General features: G+C 65.4%; 16 protein-coding genes. 10 read left to right on the forward strand and 6 right to left on the reverse strand.

Features of this window, described 5'->3' with window-relative positions:
• Positions 1-62 precede the first annotated feature (62 nt).
• The 3 genes from ftsX to ftsY are packed head-to-tail and all read right to left on the reverse strand — an operon-like array spanning position 63 to position 3,156.
• Positions 63-1,082, reverse strand: coding sequence for a permease-like cell division protein FtsX (ftsX, locus tag E8F20_RS00425; RefSeq protein ID WP_280281939.1), 1,020 nt, complete (start codon positions 1,080-1,082; stop codon positions 63-65).
• Positions 1,082-1,750, reverse strand: a complete 669-nt coding sequence (gene ftsE, locus E8F20_RS00430) for a cell division ATP-binding protein FtsE (RefSeq protein ID WP_280281940.1) — start codon at positions 1,748-1,750, stop codon at positions 1,082-1,084. The genes ftsX and ftsE overlap by 1 nt, the downstream gene beginning before the upstream one ends.
• Positions 1,747-3,156, reverse strand: coding sequence for a signal recognition particle-docking protein FtsY (ftsY, locus tag E8F20_RS00435; RefSeq protein WP_280281941.1), 1,410 nt, complete (start codon positions 3,154-3,156; stop codon positions 1,747-1,749). The genes ftsE and ftsY overlap by 4 nt, the downstream gene beginning before the upstream one ends.
• Positions 3,157-3,299: 143 nt before the next feature.
• Between ftsY and E8F20_RS00440 the strand changes: the two genes are divergently transcribed.
• From E8F20_RS00440 to E8F20_RS00455, 4 genes are read left to right on the forward strand one after another with little or no spacing between them, the layout of a single operon-like run.
• The gene (locus E8F20_RS00440; protein WP_280281942.1) at positions 3,300-4,655 is read left to right on the forward strand and encodes a pitrilysin family protein; all 1,356 of its coding nucleotides are present in this window, start codon (positions 3,300-3,302) and stop codon (positions 4,653-4,655) included.
• Positions 4,648-6,135, forward strand: coding sequence for a pitrilysin family protein (locus E8F20_RS00445; protein ID WP_280281943.1), 1,488 nt, complete (start codon positions 4,648-4,650; stop codon positions 6,133-6,135). The genes E8F20_RS00440 and E8F20_RS00445 overlap by 8 nt, the downstream gene beginning before the upstream one ends.
• On the forward strand, positions 6,135-6,755 hold the full coding sequence (gene rsmD / locus E8F20_RS00450; RefSeq protein ID WP_280281944.1) for a 16S rRNA (guanine(966)-N(2))-methyltransferase RsmD: 621 nt from the start codon (positions 6,135-6,137) through the stop codon (positions 6,753-6,755). Before E8F20_RS00445 ends, rsmD begins: the two co-directional genes overlap by 1 nt.
• Positions 6,756-6,766: 11 nt before the next feature.
• Complete coding sequence (locus E8F20_RS00455) at positions 6,767-7,777, forward strand: hydrolase (protein ID WP_280281945.1); 1,011 nt, start codon at positions 6,767-6,769, stop codon at positions 7,775-7,777.
• Here E8F20_RS00455 and E8F20_RS00460 read toward each other — a convergent pair.
• Complete coding sequence (locus tag E8F20_RS00460) at positions 7,774-8,439, reverse strand: TetR/AcrR family transcriptional regulator (RefSeq protein WP_280281946.1); 666 nt, start codon at positions 8,437-8,439, stop codon at positions 7,774-7,776. The two genes, E8F20_RS00455 and E8F20_RS00460, sit on opposite strands and share 4 nt — an antisense overlap.
• A 254-nt stretch (positions 8,440-8,693) precedes the next feature.
• On the opposite strand from E8F20_RS00460, the gene E8F20_RS00465 reads away from it, so the two are divergent.
• The 6 genes from E8F20_RS00465 to ggt all read left to right on the forward strand — a co-directional run bounded on the left by E8F20_RS00465 (position 8,694) and on the right by ggt (position 15,001).
• Positions 8,694-10,124, forward strand: coding sequence for a coniferyl aldehyde dehydrogenase (locus tag E8F20_RS00465; RefSeq protein ID WP_280281947.1), 1,431 nt, complete (start codon positions 8,694-8,696; stop codon positions 10,122-10,124).
• 28 nt (positions 10,125-10,152) lie between these two features.
• Positions 10,153-10,698 carry a twin-arginine translocation pathway signal protein gene (locus E8F20_RS00470; RefSeq protein WP_280281948.1) on the forward strand — a complete coding sequence of 182 codons (546 nt, stop codon included), beginning with the start codon at positions 10,153-10,155 and terminating at the stop codon, positions 10,696-10,698.
• Positions 10,699-10,737: 39 nt separating this feature from the next.
• On the forward strand, positions 10,738-12,333 hold the full coding sequence (locus E8F20_RS00475) for a GMC family oxidoreductase (protein ID WP_280281949.1): 1,596 nt from the start codon (positions 10,738-10,740) through the stop codon (positions 12,331-12,333).
• A gap of 99 nt (positions 12,334-12,432) precedes the next feature.
• Positions 12,433-12,912 carry a pantetheine-phosphate adenylyltransferase gene (coaD, locus tag E8F20_RS00480; protein ID WP_028629060.1) on the forward strand — a complete coding sequence of 160 codons (480 nt, stop codon included), beginning with the start codon at positions 12,433-12,435 and terminating at the stop codon, positions 12,910-12,912.
• A gap of 130 nt (positions 12,913-13,042) precedes the next feature.
• Positions 13,043-13,294 carry a YfhL family 4Fe-4S dicluster ferredoxin gene (locus tag E8F20_RS00485; protein ID WP_028629061.1) on the forward strand — a complete coding sequence of 84 codons (252 nt, stop codon included), beginning with the start codon at positions 13,043-13,045 and terminating at the stop codon, positions 13,292-13,294.
• 3 nt (positions 13,295-13,297) lie between these two features.
• Positions 13,298-15,001, forward strand: a complete 1,704-nt coding sequence (gene ggt, locus E8F20_RS00490; RefSeq protein ID WP_280281950.1) for a gamma-glutamyltransferase — start codon at positions 13,298-13,300, stop codon at positions 14,999-15,001.
• A 75-nt stretch (positions 15,002-15,076) separates the two neighbouring features.
• On the opposite strand, the gene E8F20_RS00495 is transcribed toward ggt, so the two are convergent.
• Both E8F20_RS00495 and E8F20_RS00500 read right to left on the reverse strand, forming a co-directional pair.
• Positions 15,077-16,924: a Na/Pi symporter gene (locus E8F20_RS00495; RefSeq protein WP_280281951.1), complete on the reverse strand. Its 1,848-nt coding sequence runs from the start codon at positions 16,922-16,924 to the stop codon at positions 15,077-15,079.
• A 128-nt stretch (positions 16,925-17,052) separates the two neighbouring features.
• Positions 17,053-17,391 (reverse strand): hypothetical protein, encoded by a 339-nt coding sequence (locus E8F20_RS00500; RefSeq protein ID WP_028629064.1) that lies wholly within the window; start codon positions 17,389-17,391, stop codon positions 17,053-17,055.
• Between the last annotated feature and the right edge of the window lie 20 nt (positions 17,392-17,411).

Here is a 17,411-nt window from a genome sequence, read left to right on the forward strand (position 1 = left end):
CTGCAAGGGGGTGTAAAAGTTTCCTTACACCCCTCGCAAAAGCTGCGAAACCCGGCGCCTTTTTAGCGCGGCGCCAGCTCGCTGAGATGACGGGCTACGGCCAGCCAAGCACCAATGTAACCCAGCAGCACGGCGCCCAGAAGCAGGGATAGACCATCGGCCAATGGCACCCCTGCCAGGGCGAAGTCGCTGCCGTACAGCCCGGCAAGACGCACCACGGCGTCGTTCAGCCAGTCAAGGCCATAGGCGAGCACCAGCCAGGCCAGCAGGCCGGCGCCGGTGCCATAGAGCGCGCCCATATAGAGGAAGGGACGACGCACATAGCTGTCGGTCCCACCCACCAACTTGATCACCTCGATCTCGGTACGGCGGTTCTCGATATGCAGACGAATGGTATTACCGATCACCAGCAGCAGCGCCAGGATCAGCAGCACCGCCAGGCCGAAGACGAAACGCTCGCCCAGCTTGAGGATGGCCGACAGGCGCTCGACCCAGACCAGGTCCAGCTGCGCCTGCTCGATGCCGGACATTTCCGACAGGCGTTGACGCAGGGCTTCCAGGGCGGCCTTGTCAACTTCCTTGGGCGTCACCAGGACCACGCCCGGCAGCGGGTTCTCCGGTAGTTCCTTGAGGGCCTCGCCCAGGCCAGACTGCTGCTGCAGTTCCGCCAGGGCCTGCTCGCGGCTGATCCACTCGGCCTCGGCCACGTCAGGCATGCCTGCGATCTCATCGCGCAGCTTCTGGCCCTGGGACTCGCTGGCGTCGATCTTCATGAACAGGGAAATCTGCGCCGCTCGCTGCCAGGAGCCACCCAGGCGCTCGACGTTGCTAAGCAGTAGGGACAAGCCCATGGGCAGACTGAGGGCGATGGCCATCACCAGGCAGGTGAAGAAGCTGCCGATGGGTTGACGCCCCAGACGGCGCAGGCTGTCCACCAGGCTGGCCCGATGGCTTTCCAGCCAGGCGTGCAACAGGGTGCGGAAATCCGGGCCTTCGTCACCCTGCTCCGGCGACTCGACATGCCGGGGCGAAGCCCCTACACGCTCGGCAGGCTTTGGCGGCGGCATCTGCTTGGCACTCATCAGACAGCCTCCCCGTCGCCGATCAGGCGACCGCGTTGCAAGGTGAGCAGGCGGTGGCGCATGCGCGCGATGAGCGCCAGGTCGTGGCTGGCGATCAGCACAGTGGTGCCCAAGCGATTGATGTCCTCGAATACACCCATGATCTCGGCGGCCAGGCGCGGGTCCAGGTTGCCGGTGGGTTCGTCGGCCAGCAGCAGGGCCGGCCGGTGCACCACGGCGCGGGCGATGCCGACGCGCTGCTGCTGACCGGTGGACAGGTCGGCCGGATAGAGCTCGGCCTTGTCCGCCAATGACACGCGCTCCAGTGCCACGCTCACCCGCTTGGCGATCTCCGCCTTGGACAAACCGTGGATCTGCAGCGGCAGGGCGACGTTATCGAACACGCTACGGTCGAACAGCAATTGGTGGTTCTGAAAGACGACGCCGATCTGACGACGCAGGAAGGGAATCTGCGAGTTGGTGATGCTCGACAAGTCCTGGCCGGCCAGCAGCAGCTTGCCACTGGTGGGGCGCTCCATCGCCAGCAGCAGGCGCAGCAAGGTGCTCTTGCCGGCGCCGGAGTGGCCGGTAACGAAGAGGAACTCGCCGCGGCGGACGCGGAAGCTCAGTTCGTGCAGGCCAACATGGCCATTGGGGTAGCGTTTACCGACCTGCTCGAATCGAATCATGCGGACTCCCGCTCAGCGAAGAGGGCCTTCACGAAGGCGTCGGCCTCGAAGGTACGCAGGTCGTCGATGCCTTCACCCACACCGATGTAGCGGATCGGCAGGCCGAATTGCTTGGCCAGGGCGAAGATCACGCCGCCCTTGGCGGTACCGTCCAGTTTGGTCAGTGCCAGGCCGGACAGGTTGACCGCCTGGTGGAACTGCTTGGCCTGGTTGATGGCGTTCTGCCCAGTACCGGCATCCAGAACCAGCAGCACTTCGTGAGGAGCCGACTCGTCCAGCTTGCCGATCACGCGGCGCACTTTCTTCAGCTCTTCCATTAGGTTGTCTTTGGTGTGCAGGCGGCCGGCGGTGTCGGCAAGCAACACGTCGACGCCCCGGGCCTTGGCGGCCTGCACGGCATCGAAGATCACGGAAGCGGAGTCGGCGCCGGTGTGCTGGGCGATCACGGCGATGTTGTTGCGCTCCCCCCACACTTGCAGCTGCTCCACTGCAGCGGCACGGAAGGTGTCGCCGGCAGCCAGCATGACCTTCTTGCCTTCCAGTTGCAGTTTCTTGGCCAGCTTGCCGATGGTGGTGGTCTTGCCGACGCCGTTCACGCCGACCACCAGGATCACGTAAGGCGTACGGCCGCCGTCGATCTTCAGCGGCTGTTCGACCGGACGCAGCAGGGCAGCCAGTTCGTCCTGCAGCGCCTTGTAGAGGGCATCGCTGTCAGCGAGCTGCTTGCGCGCGACCTTCTGGGTCAGGCTCTGGACGATAACACTGGTCGCTTCCACGCCAACGTCGGCGGTCAGCAGGCGAGTTTCGATTTCATCCAGCAGATCGTCGTCGATGGCCTTGCGCCCGAGGAACAGGCTGGCCATGCCTTCGCCAATGCTGGCGCTGGTCTTCGACAGCCCCTGCTTGAGGCGGGTGAAGAACCCGGCTTTGGAAGGTTCAGCCGGGACGACAGGTGCAACGTCGGCAACCGGCGCAGGTACGGCGGACGCAACTGGCGGGGCGGCTACAGGTGCAGGTGCAGGTGCAGGTGCAGGTGCAGGTGCAGGTGCAGGTGCAGCAGGCTCGGCGACGACCGGAGATTCAAAAACCACAGGCGCGGGGGCGAAAGACGGGGCCTCGACCGCCACGGGCGTGGCTTCGGGCACAGGCACTTCGGCAATCGCCGGAGCGGCCTCAGGCGCGGCTGCCGGGGCCGCCTCGGCCATGGTGTCAGTGGCCGGTCCGGAAGCTGAAACAGCTTCGGGCGCAGGCGTGGATGCGGCCGGCACCTCGGCCTCGACAGGAACCACCGGCTCCGCCGGAGTGGCGGGGGCGGATTCCTGGGGCTTCTTGCGCAGCCAGCCGAACAAGGATTTCTTTTCCCCGGCCTGGGCCGGAGCTTTCTTGTCGTCGTTGGAACCAAACATGAGTCGATTGCATCTCAAGGGAGCGACCGTGCTGGCTCTATGCCGGCCAGCTTCGCCGCCCCGGGAAAGGATGGGGTATCCTAGCACCTCTTCGCCCGCAGGCGGTACGACCGCCGGGGCCGTCCGACAGGTCAAGAACATCAATGAAAGCCATTGCCCGACAAGCCGCCGGCTTGCTGTATTGCGCCCTCTGCCTGCCTGCTCTGGCCCTCGCTGCAGACAACCAGCCCACCCACGAGTTCACCCTGGACAACGGCCTGAAGGTCGTCGTCCGCGAGGACCATCGTGCCCCCGTGGTGGTGTCTCAGCTCTGGTACAAAGTTGGCTCGAGTTACGAAACGCCCGGCCAGACCGGTCTCTCCCACGCCCTCGAGCACATGATGTTCAAGGGCAGCCGAAAACTTGGCCCCGGCGAAGCCTCGCGCATACTCCGGGAGCTGGGCGCCGAGGAGAACGCCTTCACCAGCGACGACTACACCGCCTATTACCAGGTGCTCGCCCGTGACCGCCTGGGCGTCGCCTTCGAGCTGGAAGCCGATCGCCTCGCCAGCCTCAAGCTGCCGCCCGAGGAATTCACTCGGGAGATCGAGGTAATCAAGGAAGAACGCCGCCTGCGCACCGATGACAAGCCCACGGCCAAGGCCTTCGAGCGCTTCAAGGCGATGGCCTATCCGGCCAGCGGCTACCACATCCCCACCATCGGCTGGATGGCTGACCTCAACCGCATGAAGGTGGAGGAGCTGCGCCACTGGTACGAATCCTGGTACGCCCCGAACAACGCCACGCTGGTGGTGGTGGGCGACGTTACCGCGGACGAGGTCAAGGGCCTTGCCGAGCGCTATTTCGCCGGCATTCCCAAGCGCAAAGTGCCGCCCGCAAAGAAACCCCTGGAGCTGGCCGCCCCCGGCGAACGCCGCCTGACCTTGCACGTGCGCACGCAGCTGCCGAGCCTGCTGATGGGCTTCAACGTGCCCGGCCTGGCGACCGCCAAGGACCCTCGCCAGGTCCACGCCCTGCGTCTGATATCCACCCTGCTCGACGGCGGCTATAGTGCACGACTGCCGAGCCGCCTCGAGCGTGGCGAAGAATTGGTCAGCGGCGCCTCCGCCTGGTACGACGGTTTCCCCCGTGGCGACAGCCTGTTCGTCATCAGCGCCACCCCCAACATGCAGAAGGGCAAGACCCTGGAGCAGACCGAGGCCGGCATCTGGCGCCAGCTGGAAGACCTGAAGAACACCCCGCCCAGCACCGAGGAGCTCAAGCGCGTGCGCGCCCAGGCCATTGCCGGCCTGGTCTACCAGCGCGACTCCATCACCAGCCAGGCCACCACCATCGGCCAGCTGGAAACCGTCGGCCTGTCCTGGACGTTGATGGACAAGGACCTCGCCGCCCTGGAAGCCGTGACCCCCGCCGATATCCAGGCCGCTGCCAAGACTTACTTCACCCGCGACCGCCTGAGCGTTGCCCACATACTGCCCGAGGAGGCCCACCATGAGTGAGCGCAACGGCCTGCGTTACGGCCTGCTCGGTCTGGCCCTGATCGTCCTGCTCGGCGTGCTCGGCGTCATCGCCAACCGCCCGGCCAGTAGCGCCACCGCTGAAACCGCCACCCCGACACCGGCTGAAGGCCTGCAGTCACTGGCTGAACTGGGTAACAAGGCGCCCGGCCGCCGCATGCTGAACATCCAGAGCTGGACTACTGCCGAAGGCGCCAAGGTGCTGTTCGTCGCCGCTTCCGAGTTGCCAATGTTCGACCTGCGTCTGACTTTTGCGGCCGGCAGCAGCCAGGACGGCGGCACTCCCGGCTTGGCGACCCTGACCAACGCCATGCTCAACGAGGGCGTGGCCGGCAAGGATGTCACCGCCATCGCCGAAGGCTTTGAGAGCCTGGGCGCGGAGTTCGGCAACGGTGCCTACCGCGACATGGCCGTCGCCAGCCTGCGCAGCCTTACCGCCGCCGAGCAACGCGCGCCTGCCCTGGCGCTGTTTACCCAGGTGATCGGTGCCCCGACCTTCCCTGAAGACTCCCTGGCGCGGATCAAGAATCAGATGCTCGCCGGCTTCGAGTATCAGAAGCAGAACCCGGGCAAGCTCGCTGGCCTGGAACTCTTCAAGCAGCTCTACGGCCAACATCCCTACGCCCACTCCAGCGAAGGCAACGAGAAGTCCGTCCCCGGCATCACCGTCGCCCAGATGCGCGACTTCCACCAAAAAGCCTACGCCACCGGCAACGTAGTGATCGCCCTGGTCGGCGACCTGTCCCGCGCTGACGCCGAAGCCATTGCCAACCAGGTATCCCGGGCCCTGCCCAAAGGCCCGGCGCTGGCCAAGCTGCCCGAGCCCGAGACACCCAAGCCCGGCCTCAACCATATCGAGTTCCCGTCCAAGCAGACCCACCTGATGCTGGCGCAGCTCGGTATCGACCGGAACGACCCGGACTACGCGGCGCTCTACCTGGGCAACCAGATCCTCGGCGGCGGCGGCTTCGGCACCCGGCTGATGGAAGAGATTCGCGAGAAGCGCGGCCTGACCTACGGCATCAGCTCCGGCTTCACCGCCATGCAGGTGCGAGGCCCCTTCATGATCGGCCTGCAGACCCGCGCCGAAATGAGCCAGGGCACTCTCAAGCTGATCCAGGACATCGTTCGCCAGTACCTGGCCGACGGTCCCACCCAGAAGGAACTGGACGACGCCAAGCGCGAACTGGCCGGCAGCTTCCCGCTCTCCACCGCGAGCAACGCCGACATCGTCGGCCAGTTGGGCGCCATCGGCTTCTACGGCCTGCCGCTGACTTACCTGGAAGACTTCATGGCGAAGGTCCAGACGCTGGACATCGCCCAGGTCAAGGCCGCCATGGCCAAACACCTGAATCCCGACCAGTTCGTCATCGTCACCGCCGGTCCGACTGTCACCCAGAAGGACCTGCCGCCGCCCACCGACAAACCCGCCGAATTGCCCAGCGGCGTACCGGAGCACTGATGCGCAAGCCACACGCCAAACCCGCCAGACCGTCCCACGGAGGCCACGGCCAGCTCCGCATCATCGGCGGCGAATGGCGCTCGCGGCGCTTCGCCTTCCCCGACGGCCCCAGCCTGCGCCCCACTCCCGACCGGGTGCGCGAGACGCTGTTCAACTGGCTGGCGCCCTACGTGGAAGGCGCGCGCGTACTGGACCCCTTCGCCGGCAGCGGCGCGCTTTACCTGGAAGCCTTGTCGCGCGGCGCGGCAGAAGGGCTGGCGCTGGACCTCAACCCCGATTCCGTGGCTGCCCTGCGCGGTCACCTGAACGTGCTGCGCTGCGACAGGGGCCAACTGCTGCAGAGTGATGCCCTGCGTTACCTGGACAACCAGGCACCCAGCGCCTTCGACCTGGTGTTCCTCGATCCCCCCTTCAACCAGGGCCTGTTGCAGCCGGTCTGCAACCTGCTGGAAAACCGTGGCTGGCTGACTCCCCGCGCCTGGGTCTATACCGAAAGTGAGAATCCACCCTCCACACTTGGCCTTCCAGGCAACTGGCGCCTGCACCGCGAAAAGAAAACCGGCCAGGTGTACTACGCCCTTTGGCAACGCGCAGACAGGGAAATCCCGCCCTCTGAGTAACGGCCGCGCCGATGAACTCGTTCCACACCCCAGTCACCAACCGCACCAGCTTCCAGCCCGCCTGGTGGTTGCCGGGTCCGCACCTGCAGACCCTCTGGTCGCCGTTCTGTCGCACGCCACCCCGCCTGGAGCGGCAACGCGAGCGCCTGTGGCTGGAGGACGGCGACTTCCTCGACCTGGACTGGTATGGCCCCCATGAAGCCGATGCCCCCCTGGTGCTGGTCCTGCATGGGCTGACCGGCTCGTCCAACTCGCTCTACGTGCTCGGCTTGCAGCAAGAGCTGGCCACCCGTGGCTGGGCCAGCGTGGCCATCAACTGGCGCGGTTGCTCGGGCGAGCCCAACCTGCTGCCCCGCGGTTACCACTCGGGAGTCAGCGAGGACCTGGCGACCACGGTCCGGCACCTGCGCGCCAGCCGGCCGCTGGCACCGCTCTACGCAGTGGGCTATTCGCTGGGGGGCAACGTGCTGCTCAAACACCTGGGGGAAACCGGCGACGACTGCGGCCTGCAAGGAGCGGTGGCGGTCTCGGTGCCGTACCGCCTGGACCAGTGCGCCGACCGTATCGCCCTGGGTTTTTCGCGTGTCTACCAGGCGCATTTCATGCGCGAGATGGTGGCCTACGTGAAGAGCAAGCAGCGCCTGTTCGCCCACCAGGGTCAGGCCGAGCATCTGTCCACCCTGGAACGCCTCGGCCCATTGGAGGGCATGCGCACCTTCTGGGACTTCGACGGCCGCATCACCGCGCCGCTGCACGGCTACAACGACGCCCACGACTACTACCGCCGCGCCTCCAGCCGCTTTTATCTGGGTGGCATCCGCATCCCCACGCTACTGATCCAGTCCTCCGACGACCCCTTCGTATTCCGCCACAGCCTGCCGGACGCCCACGAACTTTCGGCCACCACTCGCATGGAACTGCATGCGCGCGGCGGGCATGTGGGCTTCGTCGAAGGATCGCCGCAGAAACCCGCCTACTATCTGGAGCGACGGATTCCGGATTGGCTGGGGAGCTGCCGCTAGCGTGGAACAACTTGCTCCAGAGGCACGTAAAGCTTCTCGTAGAGCGACTTGACCGCCGGCTGCGCCTCGGGCGCGAGGTAGCCACCCTCCAGCGCCAGTACCTGGTAGATGCCGCGGCGCAGCAGTTCCTGGCTGAGATCTGCCGAATCACCCCGCGTCGTACAGAGGAAACGCACCCAGGAGGTGACAATGATCCAGCTATTGAGAGTCAGGGCTTCGACCTGCGCGGGGTTCATCAACAGGATGCCGGCAGCGACGAAACCCCGGTAGATGGCCTGGGCGTGGTCCAGGCAACGTTGGGCGAACAGGCGGTAGCGCGCGGCGAGCTCCACATCCGATTCCAGCAAGTGTTCCAGGTCGCGGTGCAGGAAGCGGAAGTCCCACATGGCCGCCAACAGGGATTCCAGGTAGAAGGTTTTGTCCTCTACCGATACCTCACGCCCTTCCGGAAGACGAAGGAAGCTGTCCACCCGTGCTTCGTAGTGACCGAACAGCTCGGCGATGATCTCCTGCTTGTTGCGGAAGTGGTAATACAGGTTGCCCGGTGACATGCCCAGATGTGCGGCGATGTGGTTGGTGGTCACATTGCGCTCGCCCTGGGTGTTGAATAGCGCGAGGCTCTCCAGAACGATGCGGTCGCGAGTCTTGGGTCTTGGGGCCATCGGGTGAATCTTCCTGCAATCGGTGGGGCACGGCGTGCGCCAAAGGTACACCGCCCAGGCACTGGGAAACACCTGGTGTTACCTGCAGCCACCCCGCCCAGCTTTTCGTTGGGCTGCCGCCGGGCAGTCCGGCAGGCAAGCTATTTGACAATTTAGAGCAATTACTCTAAAACCAACGGCACTACAACAACAGAGCCGCTTCGTATCCGCCCCAGTGGATTCGAATGCTTCCGGAACCCCCGAGGAACCGCGCCATGGTCGCCGACATCGCCTACCTGCAACAGAGCCAGCAGCAGATCAGCCAGCTGGAAACCCTCTTCCAGCGCCAGCGCGAGGCATTCCGCGCGAACCCCATGCCCAGCGCAGACCAGCGAATCCAGTGGCTCAACGCCCTTCGTGATCTGCTGCTCGCCGAGAAACAGGCCCTAATCGACGCGATTTCTCAGGATTTCAGCAACCGCTCGGCCAACGAGACCCTGCTGGCCGAGATCATGCCCAGCCTCCATGGCATCCACTATGCCGCCAAGCGCCTGAAGAAGTGGATGAAGCCTTCCCGCCGCAGCGTCGGCCTGGCCTTCCAGCCAGCATCGGCCAAGGTGGTGTACCAGCCGCTTGGTGTGGTCGGCGTGATCGTGCCGTGGAACTACCCGCTTTACCTGGCCATCGGACCGCTGGTGGGCGCCCTGGCAGCCGGCAACCGGGTGATGATCAAGATGAGTGAATCCACCCCGGCCACCTCCCAGTTGGTCAAGGACCTGCTGGCACGCATCTTCCCCGAGGACCTGGTGGCCGTGGCGCTGGGTGAGGCTGAAGTGGGTGTGGCTTTCTCCCGACTGCCCTTCGACCACCTGCTGTTCACCGGTGCCACCAGCATCGGCAAGCATGTGATGCGCGCCGCCGCCGAGAACCTGACCCCGGTCACCCTGGAGCTGGGCGGCAAGTCGCCAGCCATCGTCTCCGCCGACGTTCCCCTGGCCGATGCCGCCGAGCGCATCGCGTTCGGCAAGACCATGAACGCCGGCCAGACCTGCGTGGCACCGGACTACGTACTGGTGCCGGAAGACCGGGTCGAGGGCTTCGTCGAGGCCTATCGCCAGGCGGTGCAGGGCTTCTACCCGCAGCTGAGCGACAACCCCGACTACACCGCCATCATCAACGAGCGCCAACTGGGCCGTCTCAAAGGCTACCTGAGCGACGCAGAAGCCAAGGGCGCGCGCCTGGTGCCGCTGTTCCCCGAATCCCAGGGCCGCCGCCTGCCCGCCACCCTGGTGCTGAACGCCACCGACGACATGAAGCTGATGCAAGAGGAAATCTTCGGCCCCTTGCTGCCTGTCGTCCCTTACCGCCGTATCGAAGATGCCTTCGCCTATATCAACGACCGCCCGCGCCCACTGGCCCTCTATTACTTCGGCTACGGCAAGTCGGAACAGCAACGCGTGCTGCACGAGACTCATTCCGGCGGCGTGTGCCTGAACGACACCCTGCTGCACGTGGCCCAGGACGACATGCCCTTCGGCGGGGTCGGCCCTTCCGGCATGGGCCACTATCATGGCCATGAAGGCTTCCTGACCTTCAGCAAGGCCAAGGGCGTGTTCATCAAGCAGCGCTTCAATGCCGCGAAGATGATTTACCCGCCTTACGGCAAGGCCATCCAGAAGCTGGTCTACAAACTCTTCGTCCGCTGAGCCGGGCTTTCGCAGGCAGATAACAAGAATGAGCGAAACCACCCTCGACGTGCCGGGCCTTTCCCGGCGCAACCTGCTCAAGGTCAGCCTGTTCGGCTCCGCCTTCCTCGCCACCGCTGGGGTCGCCGCAAGCCTCACCGGCTGTTCGGCCAGCGTGCCGGCGGGCGGCTTCGCCGTGCTGCGTGACTCCGACCTGCCCTTCCTTCGCGCGCTGGTCCCGGTAATGCTCGAGGGCGCCGTGCCCGGCGAGAAGATGGCCCAGGCCGTGGACAGCACCTTGCAGAGCCTCGACTACGCCCTGCACCGTTTGTCGCCGGAAATGCTCAAACTGACCCAGCAGCTCTTCGACGTACTGGCCCTGCCGGTCACCCGCGGCCCATTGACCGGCGTCTGGGGCAGTTGGGAGAAAGCCAGCGCCCAGGGCATTCGCGACTTCCTCACGCGCTGGGAAAACAGCTCCATCGGCCTCCTGAAAATGGGCCACGCGTCCCTGCTGCAACTGGTGATGATGGCCTGGTATGGCCGCCCGGAATCCTGGGCGCACTGCGGTTACCCAGGACCACCCGCCATCTGATCCACACCATAACGACAAGAACTCGCCCGAGACCCTGACATGCCTGTACCCGATCTGTTCGCCGAGGGCCTGGCCCGTGGCTGGAAAACCCACAACGGCTCACGCCTGGAACAAGACCTGACCCTGGAAGCCGATGTCGCCATCGTCGGCAGCGGCGCCGGTGGCGGCACGACGGCGGAAATCCTCAGCGCAGCCGGTTTCAAGGTGCTGCTGATCGAGGAAGGTCCGCTGAAGACCAGCTCAGACTTCAAGATGCAGGAAGCCGAGGCCTACCCGAGCCTCTATCAGGAAGGCATCGGCCGCATGAGCAAGGATGGCGCCATCACCATCCTCCAGGGCCGCGCAGTGGGCGGCACCACGCTCATCAACTGGACCTCCAGCTTCCGCACCCCGGAACCCACGCTGGAGCACTGGGCCCGCGAGCACGGCGTGAAAGGCCTGTCTGCGGCCGACATGGCCCCCTGGTTCGAGAAAATGGAACAGCGCCTCGGCGTTTCGCCCTGGGCTGTCCCGCCGAACCCGAACAACGATGTGATCCGCCTGGGCTGCGAGAAGCTCGGGCTGCACTGGAAAGTCATCCCACGCAACGTGCGCGGCTGCTGGAACCTCGGCTATTGCGGCATGGGCTGCCCGACCAACGCCAAGCAGTCGATGCTGGTCACCACCATTCCCGCCACCCTGGAAAAGGGCGGCGAGCTGCTTTATCTGGCCCGCGCCGACAAGCTGCTGATCGAAGGTGACAAGGTCACCGGCATCGAGTGCCTCGGCCTGGACGACCGTTGCGTGGCGCCCAATGGCCGCACGATCACGGTCAAGGCACGTCATTACGTGCTGTCCGGTGGCGGCATCAACACCCCCGGCCTGCTCCTGCGCTCCAAGGCGCCGGACCCGCACGGCCGCACCGGCAAGCGTACCTTCCTGCATGTGGTGAATTTCTCCGCGGCGCAGTTCGACCGGGTGATAAACCCCTTCTACGGCGCGCCACAGTCCATCTACTCCGATCACTTCCAGTGGGACGACGGCGCCACCGGGCGCATGTCCTACAAGCTGGAAGTGCCGCCGCTGCAACCCGCGCTCACCACCACCTTGCTGGGACGATTCGGCATCGACAACGCCCTGCGCATGGAGCAGCTGCCGCATACCAACGTGATGCTGGCGTTGATGCGTGACGGCTTCCACCCGGACAGCGCCGAGGGCTCGGTGGAGCTGCGCGGCGACGGCAGCCCGGTGCTCGACTACCGCATGACCGACTACACCTGGGACGGCATCCGCCGGGCCTACCACGTCATGGCCGAAATCCAGTTTGCAGCAGGTGCCCGCGCCGTGCTGCCGATGCACAACGACGCCGACTACGTGAAGACCCTGGACGAAGCACGCAACCTGATCGACGGCCTGTCGATGGAGCTCTACCGCGCACGCCTGGGCAGCGCCCACGTAATGGGCGGCTGCGCCATGGGCGAGGACCCGAAGCAGGCGGTCACCGACAGCCTGGGCCGGCACCATCAACTGGCCAACCTGTCGATCCACGACGGTTCGCTGTTCCCCACCAGCATCGGCGCCAACCCGCAGCTATCGGTCTACGGCCTCACGGCCAAGCTGGCCAGCGCCCTGGCCGAGCGCATGGGCAAGCCGTGACATGCCTGCCGCGCGTCCCCGCACGCTAGCTAATCTTGGCCGCGGGGGCCTGCTGCGCTACCATCCGATTCCCTTTCGGTCCCCTGCCAGGACGTCGCGATGAACCGAGTGTTGTATCCGGGCACTTTCGACCCCATCACCAAGGGCCACGGCGATCTGATCGAACGCGCCTCGCGCCTGTTCGATACGGTGATCATCGCCGTAGCCGCGAGCCCGAAGAAGAATCCGCTGTTCAGCCTGGAGCAGCGCGTAGAACTGGCCCGCGAAGTCACCAAGCACCTGCCGAACGTCGAGGTGGTGGGCTTTTCCACCCTGCTGGCGCACTTCGTCAAGGAGCAGAATGCAAATGTCTTCCTCCGCGGCCTGCGCGCGGTCTCTGACTTCGAGTACGAGTTCCAGCTGGCCAACATGAACCGCCAACTGGCGCCGGACGTGGAGAGCATGTTCCTCACTCCGTCGGAACGGTACTCCTTCATCTCCTCCACCCTGGTGCGCGAAATAGCGGCCCTGGGCGGTGACATCAGCAAGTTTGTCCATCCGGCTGTCGCTGCGGCATTGGCCGAGCGTTTCAAGCGCTGATACTGAAGGCTCGCCAGCGCCGGTCCTGAACCATGGTGATCGGCGCGTGCGCCGATCACGGCAATCCGGCACAATTCCGCTATTTTCTGTTCAAGGCCGCCGCTGCCTGGCGACGGCAGGAGTTGTTCCCATGTCCCTCAAGATCACCGACGACTGCATCAACTGCGACGTCTGCGAGCCCGAGTGCCCGAACGGCGCGATTTCCCAGGGCGAAGAGATCTACGTGATCGATCCCAACCTGTGCACCGAATGCGTCGGCCACTACGACGAACCCCAATGCCAGCAGGTCTGCCCCGTCGACTGCATTCCCCTCGACGAAACCCATGTCGAAAGCAAGGATGAGCTGATGCAGAAGTACCTGAAGCTCACCGGCAAGGCCTGACCCATGGGCCGCCCGGTACGCGGCGCCTACCGTGGCGCACTACTCGCGACCCTGCTGCTGCTCGCGAGCGCCCCGCAGGCCGCCGAGCCGGGCCGCGCGGCGGTAGCTACGCCCCATCCTTCGGCCACCGTGGCTGGCCTGGAAACCCTGGCCCAGGGCGGCAATGCCTTCGATGCTGCCGTGGCCATCAGCGCTGCGCTGGCGGTCGCCGAACCCTACGGTTCGGGCCTGGGTGGCGGAGGCTTCTTCCTGCTCCGCCAAGGCGGAGACAAGCCCGTCTACCGCTTCCTCGACGCCCGTGAACGCGCGCCGCTGGCGGCCAATTCGCACCTTTACGTACGCGACGGCAAGGTCGACCCGGCGCTGTCCCTGGACGGACCTCTCGCCGCTGCCATCCCAGGCCTGCCGGCCGCCCTGGCGGATCTCGCCAGCCGTTACGGCCGCCTGCCACTGACTGACAGCCTGACGCCAGCCATCCGTCTGGCCCGTGACGGCATTTCGGTAGATCGCATCTACCGCCAACGCGCCGCCTGGCGCCTGTCGTCAATGCGCGACGACCGCGAGACAGCGCGCCTGTTTCTCGATCACAGGGGGGAGGTTCCGGAAGAGTTCAGCCTGCTGCGCCAGCCTGAACTGGCCAACACCCTGGAACGTATCGCCCGCTACGGCAAGGCCGGCTTCTACAACGGGCCCACCGCCGAAAAACTGGTGCAGGGCGTGAATGCCGCCGGCGGCATCTGGAGCCTGCGCGACCTCGCTGAGTACAAGACGGTGGAGCGCCAGCCGATCCGCTTCCGCCTCGCCGAAGGCCGCGAACTGATCAGCGCCCCGCCCCCTTCCGCCGGTGGCATCGCCCTTGCCCAGAGCCTGGGCATGCTGCAGGAGCTGCCATGGCGCAAGGCCGACCGCGTGCAGCGCGCCCACTACGTGGTGGAAGCGCTGCGTCGCGCCTACCGCGACCGCGGTCTGCTGGGCGACCCGGATTTCGTCGCCATCCCTCAGGCCAGGCTGCTAGACGCCAGCTACCTGAAGAAACTCGCCGCCGGCATCGATGCCCGCCGCGCCACGCCCAGCAGCAGCCTGCCACCCTCACCGACCTGGCGCGAAGGCGACCACACCACCCACTTCGCCGTGATCGACAAGGACGGCAACGCAGTCGCCGCCACCCTGTCCATCAACCTGCCATTCGGCGCCGCCTTCACCGTGCCCGGCACCGGCGTGCTGCTGAACGACGAAATGGACGACTTCGCCGCCAATCCGACCGGCTCCAATGCCTACGGCCTTGCCGCCAGCCAGGCCAATGCAGTCGGCTCGGGTAAGCGCCCGCTGTCGTCCATGAGCCCCACGTTCATCGAGAGCGAAACGGAATTCGCTGCCTTCGGCACGCCCGGTGGCAGCCGGATTCCCAGCATGGTGCTGCTGTCGGTGCTGGAATACCTCGACGGCCAGCCGGTGAGCCGCTGGCCGGCCGTGGCGCGCTACCACCACCAATACCTGCCAGACCAGATCGAGCACGAGCCAGGCGCCTTCAGCAGCAGCGAAAGCGCCGAGCTGCGCGCTCGCGGCTACAGCCTGAAACCGCTTGAGCGCAACTATGGCAACCAGCAGGTGCTGTTGTGGAACAAAGCCAAGGGCAACCTTGAAGCCGCCAGCGACCCTCGCGGCCTGGGCCTGTCCGAAACGCTTGAAATCGAGAAGATGAAGTAGGGGCCAATTCATTCGCCAAGTGCCGCGCAGCGGCCCCATACATGCCGGTAGGGTGCGCCGTACGCACCCGACGGACTACGACCGATTCCCCTCGAGCACGATCAGCGATTCGTCATCCTGTTCCAGCCGACGCAGCTCGCGGAACAGCAGCTGGCCCTCACCCAGCATCAAGACGTTGCGCAGGCTCTGGAAGATGCGGCTGGCGTAGCCCAGGTCATTCATCAGCGAGCTGGTCTGCAGGCCGTCCAGATCGCTATTGCGCACGGAATTGAACAGACGCGTGCGGAAAGCGCCGTCGAAGGCTGCGGCTCTCCCATCCAGCCAGCCCAGGCGCTCGTTCCAGGCTTCCTCGGGCAAGTCGGAGCGGCCCAGCTCGCGCAGCTCGTGGAGCATCGCCAGCAGGTGGCGGCGCAGGTCCACATAGGCATCCCGTATGGGTGACGGGTCCTGATCCAGGTAGCGGCCGAGGTTCTTCTGCAGGTGCTTGGCATCCTTCACCGCATCCACCAGTTGCAGCGCCGCCAACTGGCAACTGACCCAGAACTGCTGATGTGCTTCGTCCAGCGGCAGATCGAGCCGGCCCATGAAGCTCAGCAAATCGCCGTAGACGCCCTTGATATGCCGCTGATAGAGCGCTTCGGCATCCAGGTGATAGCGTTCCGGCCGCGCCCGCAGCAGGCTCTCCTCGACCTGCGCACGGGCCAACTGGTCCACCGGCAGGTAGAGGGCGTGGCAGATCACCTCCAGGCTCAGGCGACCCAGGTGGCGCAATTCACGCACCACTGCGCTGGCTGCCGCATCCACCGAATCCAGCGCACGCTCATTAAGGTAGCGCGCCTGGGTGCGCGGCGGCTCTTGCGGCCCTTCAACCAGCTCGGTGATCAGCACCTGCGGTTCTTCGCGCTCCGGCAACCAGTGCACCAGCCAGCCGGCGAGGCGCTCCTGCAGCGGCCAGAACAGCAGCACACCCATGGCATTGATCAAGCTATGGAACATCGCAAGCTGGATCAGCTCGTTCTCGCCCAAGCCCGTTGCCTCGGCAATCCGATCGACCAGCCAGCTCAGCGGCCCGAGCAGGATGAACGCCAGCGTGCAGGTGACCACGTTGAACGTTACATGTGCCAGGGCCAGGCGCTGGCCGCTGCGGTTGCCGCCAAGGGAGCCGACGAAGGCGGTGGTGACGCTGCTGCCGACATTGGACCCGATGGCGATGGCGAAGCTCTGGGCCAGATCCAGCTGGCCGCCGGCGAGGGCCGCCAGGGTCAGCATCAGGGTGGCGTGGCTGGACTGAAGTACCACCGTTATCAACAGGCCGATCAAGGCGAACAGCAAGCTGCCCACCAACCCGTCGGCCTGGTAGGCGCTGAGGTCGAGGCCATCTCCGAAGGCGGAGAAGCCTTCCTTGATCTGGTCGATGCCGAGAAAGATGAAGGCAATGCCGAGGACAATGCGTCCGGCCGCCTTGCTCTTTTCGCCCATGAAACCGCCAAGTACACCGAATACCAGCAGCGGCAGCGCAAGCGGGCTAAGGCTGAGATTCTGCCCGGCCAGTGCCAGCAGCCAGATGCCGCTTGTGGCACCCAGGTTCGCGCCGAAGAGAATCGCGATGCCGCCAGCCAACTGGATCAGCCCCGCACTGATGAACGCAATGGTGAGCAGCGACACCAGGGTGCTGGATTGCAACAGCAGCGTGCCGCAGATGCCGAACATCAGCCCCTTGAAGGAAGTGGCCGTGCTGCGCGCCAACAGTTGCTCCAGCTTGCCGCCGGCCAACTGGCGCAAGCCTTCTTCGAGGCACTGCATACCGAACAGGAACAGCGCGAGGCCCGCGCAGAGTTCCAGCCAGCCGGAGCTGAACCAGAAGCTCAAGGCCAGGCCGATGGCGGACAGGGCGAGCAGAACGATGCGGGAGTAGTGCTTCACGGCGGTATTCCTTCACCAGATGAGGCCCAGCTATTACCCGATGCGGCGGCCGACCGGCAACCCGCAGGGTGCCCGAAAACGCCGACGGCCCCGAAAAGGGGCCGTCTCGATGATGCCGGAGTTAGCGGTCAGTCAGCCTTGTAGCCACTGATGGTGCAGCCCAGGCAGCGCACGAAGGTTTCCTTTGCCGGCACCACCACCAGCTCATGGGCAGCCTCACCGACGTTCCCGCCCAGCGCGGAGAACGGCAGGCTGATGATGAACAGGCCGGTACCGATGATGGTGGCACCCAGCAGCAGTGGGCGGGCGATGATCACATCGCCGGCCATGCTGTAGCCGCTGGGCGCGTTGACGGTGTACATGGGGTCGCCGCTGGTATTTTCCTGCACCACTTCCGCATGAGCCGGCAGCGCCAGCAGGCCAGTGGTCAGCGCCAGGACAGCAGCGGATGTGCGGAACAGGTTCATGCGGGCGATCCTTCAGCTAG

Origin of the sequence: Pseudomonas sp. BN415 (assembly GCF_029871195.1) — a bacterium.
GTDB lineage: Bacteria > Pseudomonadota > Gammaproteobacteria > Pseudomonadales > Pseudomonadaceae > Metapseudomonas > Metapseudomonas resinovorans.

Coding starts and splice junctions, on each gene's coding strand:
- E8F20_RS00485 (WP_028629061.1), top strand. CDS start 13,043: ATGTCCCTCAAGATCACCGACGACTGCATCAACTGCGACGTCTGCGAG.
- E8F20_RS00475 (WP_280281949.1), top strand. CDS start 10,738: ATGCCTGTACCCGATCTGTTCGCCGAGGGCCTGGCCCGTGGCTGGAAA.
- coaD (WP_028629060.1), top strand. CDS start 12,433: ATGAACCGAGTGTTGTATCCGGGCACTTTCGACCCCATCACCAAGGGC.
- E8F20_RS00445 (WP_280281943.1), top strand. CDS start 4,648: ATGAGTGAGCGCAACGGCCTGCGTTACGGCCTGCTCGGTCTGGCCCTG.
- E8F20_RS00455 (WP_280281945.1), top strand. CDS start 6,767: ATGAACTCGTTCCACACCCCAGTCACCAACCGCACCAGCTTCCAGCCC.
- ftsY (WP_280281941.1), bottom strand. CDS start 3,156: ATGTTTGGTTCCAACGACGACAAGAAAGCTCCGGCCCAGGCCGGGGAA.
- ftsX (WP_280281939.1), bottom strand. CDS start 1,082: ATGAGTGCCAAGCAGATGCCGCCGCCAAAGCCTGCCGAGCGTGTAGGG.
- ftsE (WP_280281940.1), bottom strand. CDS start 1,750: ATGATTCGATTCGAGCAGGTCGGTAAACGCTACCCCAATGGCCATGTT.
- E8F20_RS00440 (WP_280281942.1), top strand. CDS start 3,300: ATGAAAGCCATTGCCCGACAAGCCGCCGGCTTGCTGTATTGCGCCCTC.
- rsmD (WP_280281944.1), top strand. CDS start 6,135: ATGCGCAAGCCACACGCCAAACCCGCCAGACCGTCCCACGGAGGCCAC.
- ggt (WP_280281950.1), top strand. CDS start 13,298: ATGGGCCGCCCGGTACGCGGCGCCTACCGTGGCGCACTACTCGCGACC.
- E8F20_RS00465 (WP_280281947.1), top strand. CDS start 8,694: ATGGTCGCCGACATCGCCTACCTGCAACAGAGCCAGCAGCAGATCAGC.
- E8F20_RS00470 (WP_280281948.1), top strand. CDS start 10,153: ATGAGCGAAACCACCCTCGACGTGCCGGGCCTTTCCCGGCGCAACCTG.
- E8F20_RS00500 (WP_028629064.1), bottom strand. CDS start 17,391: ATGAACCTGTTCCGCACATCCGCTGCTGTCCTGGCGCTGACCACTGGC.
- E8F20_RS00460 (WP_280281946.1), bottom strand. CDS start 8,439: ATGGCCCCAAGACCCAAGACTCGCGACCGCATCGTTCTGGAGAGCCTC.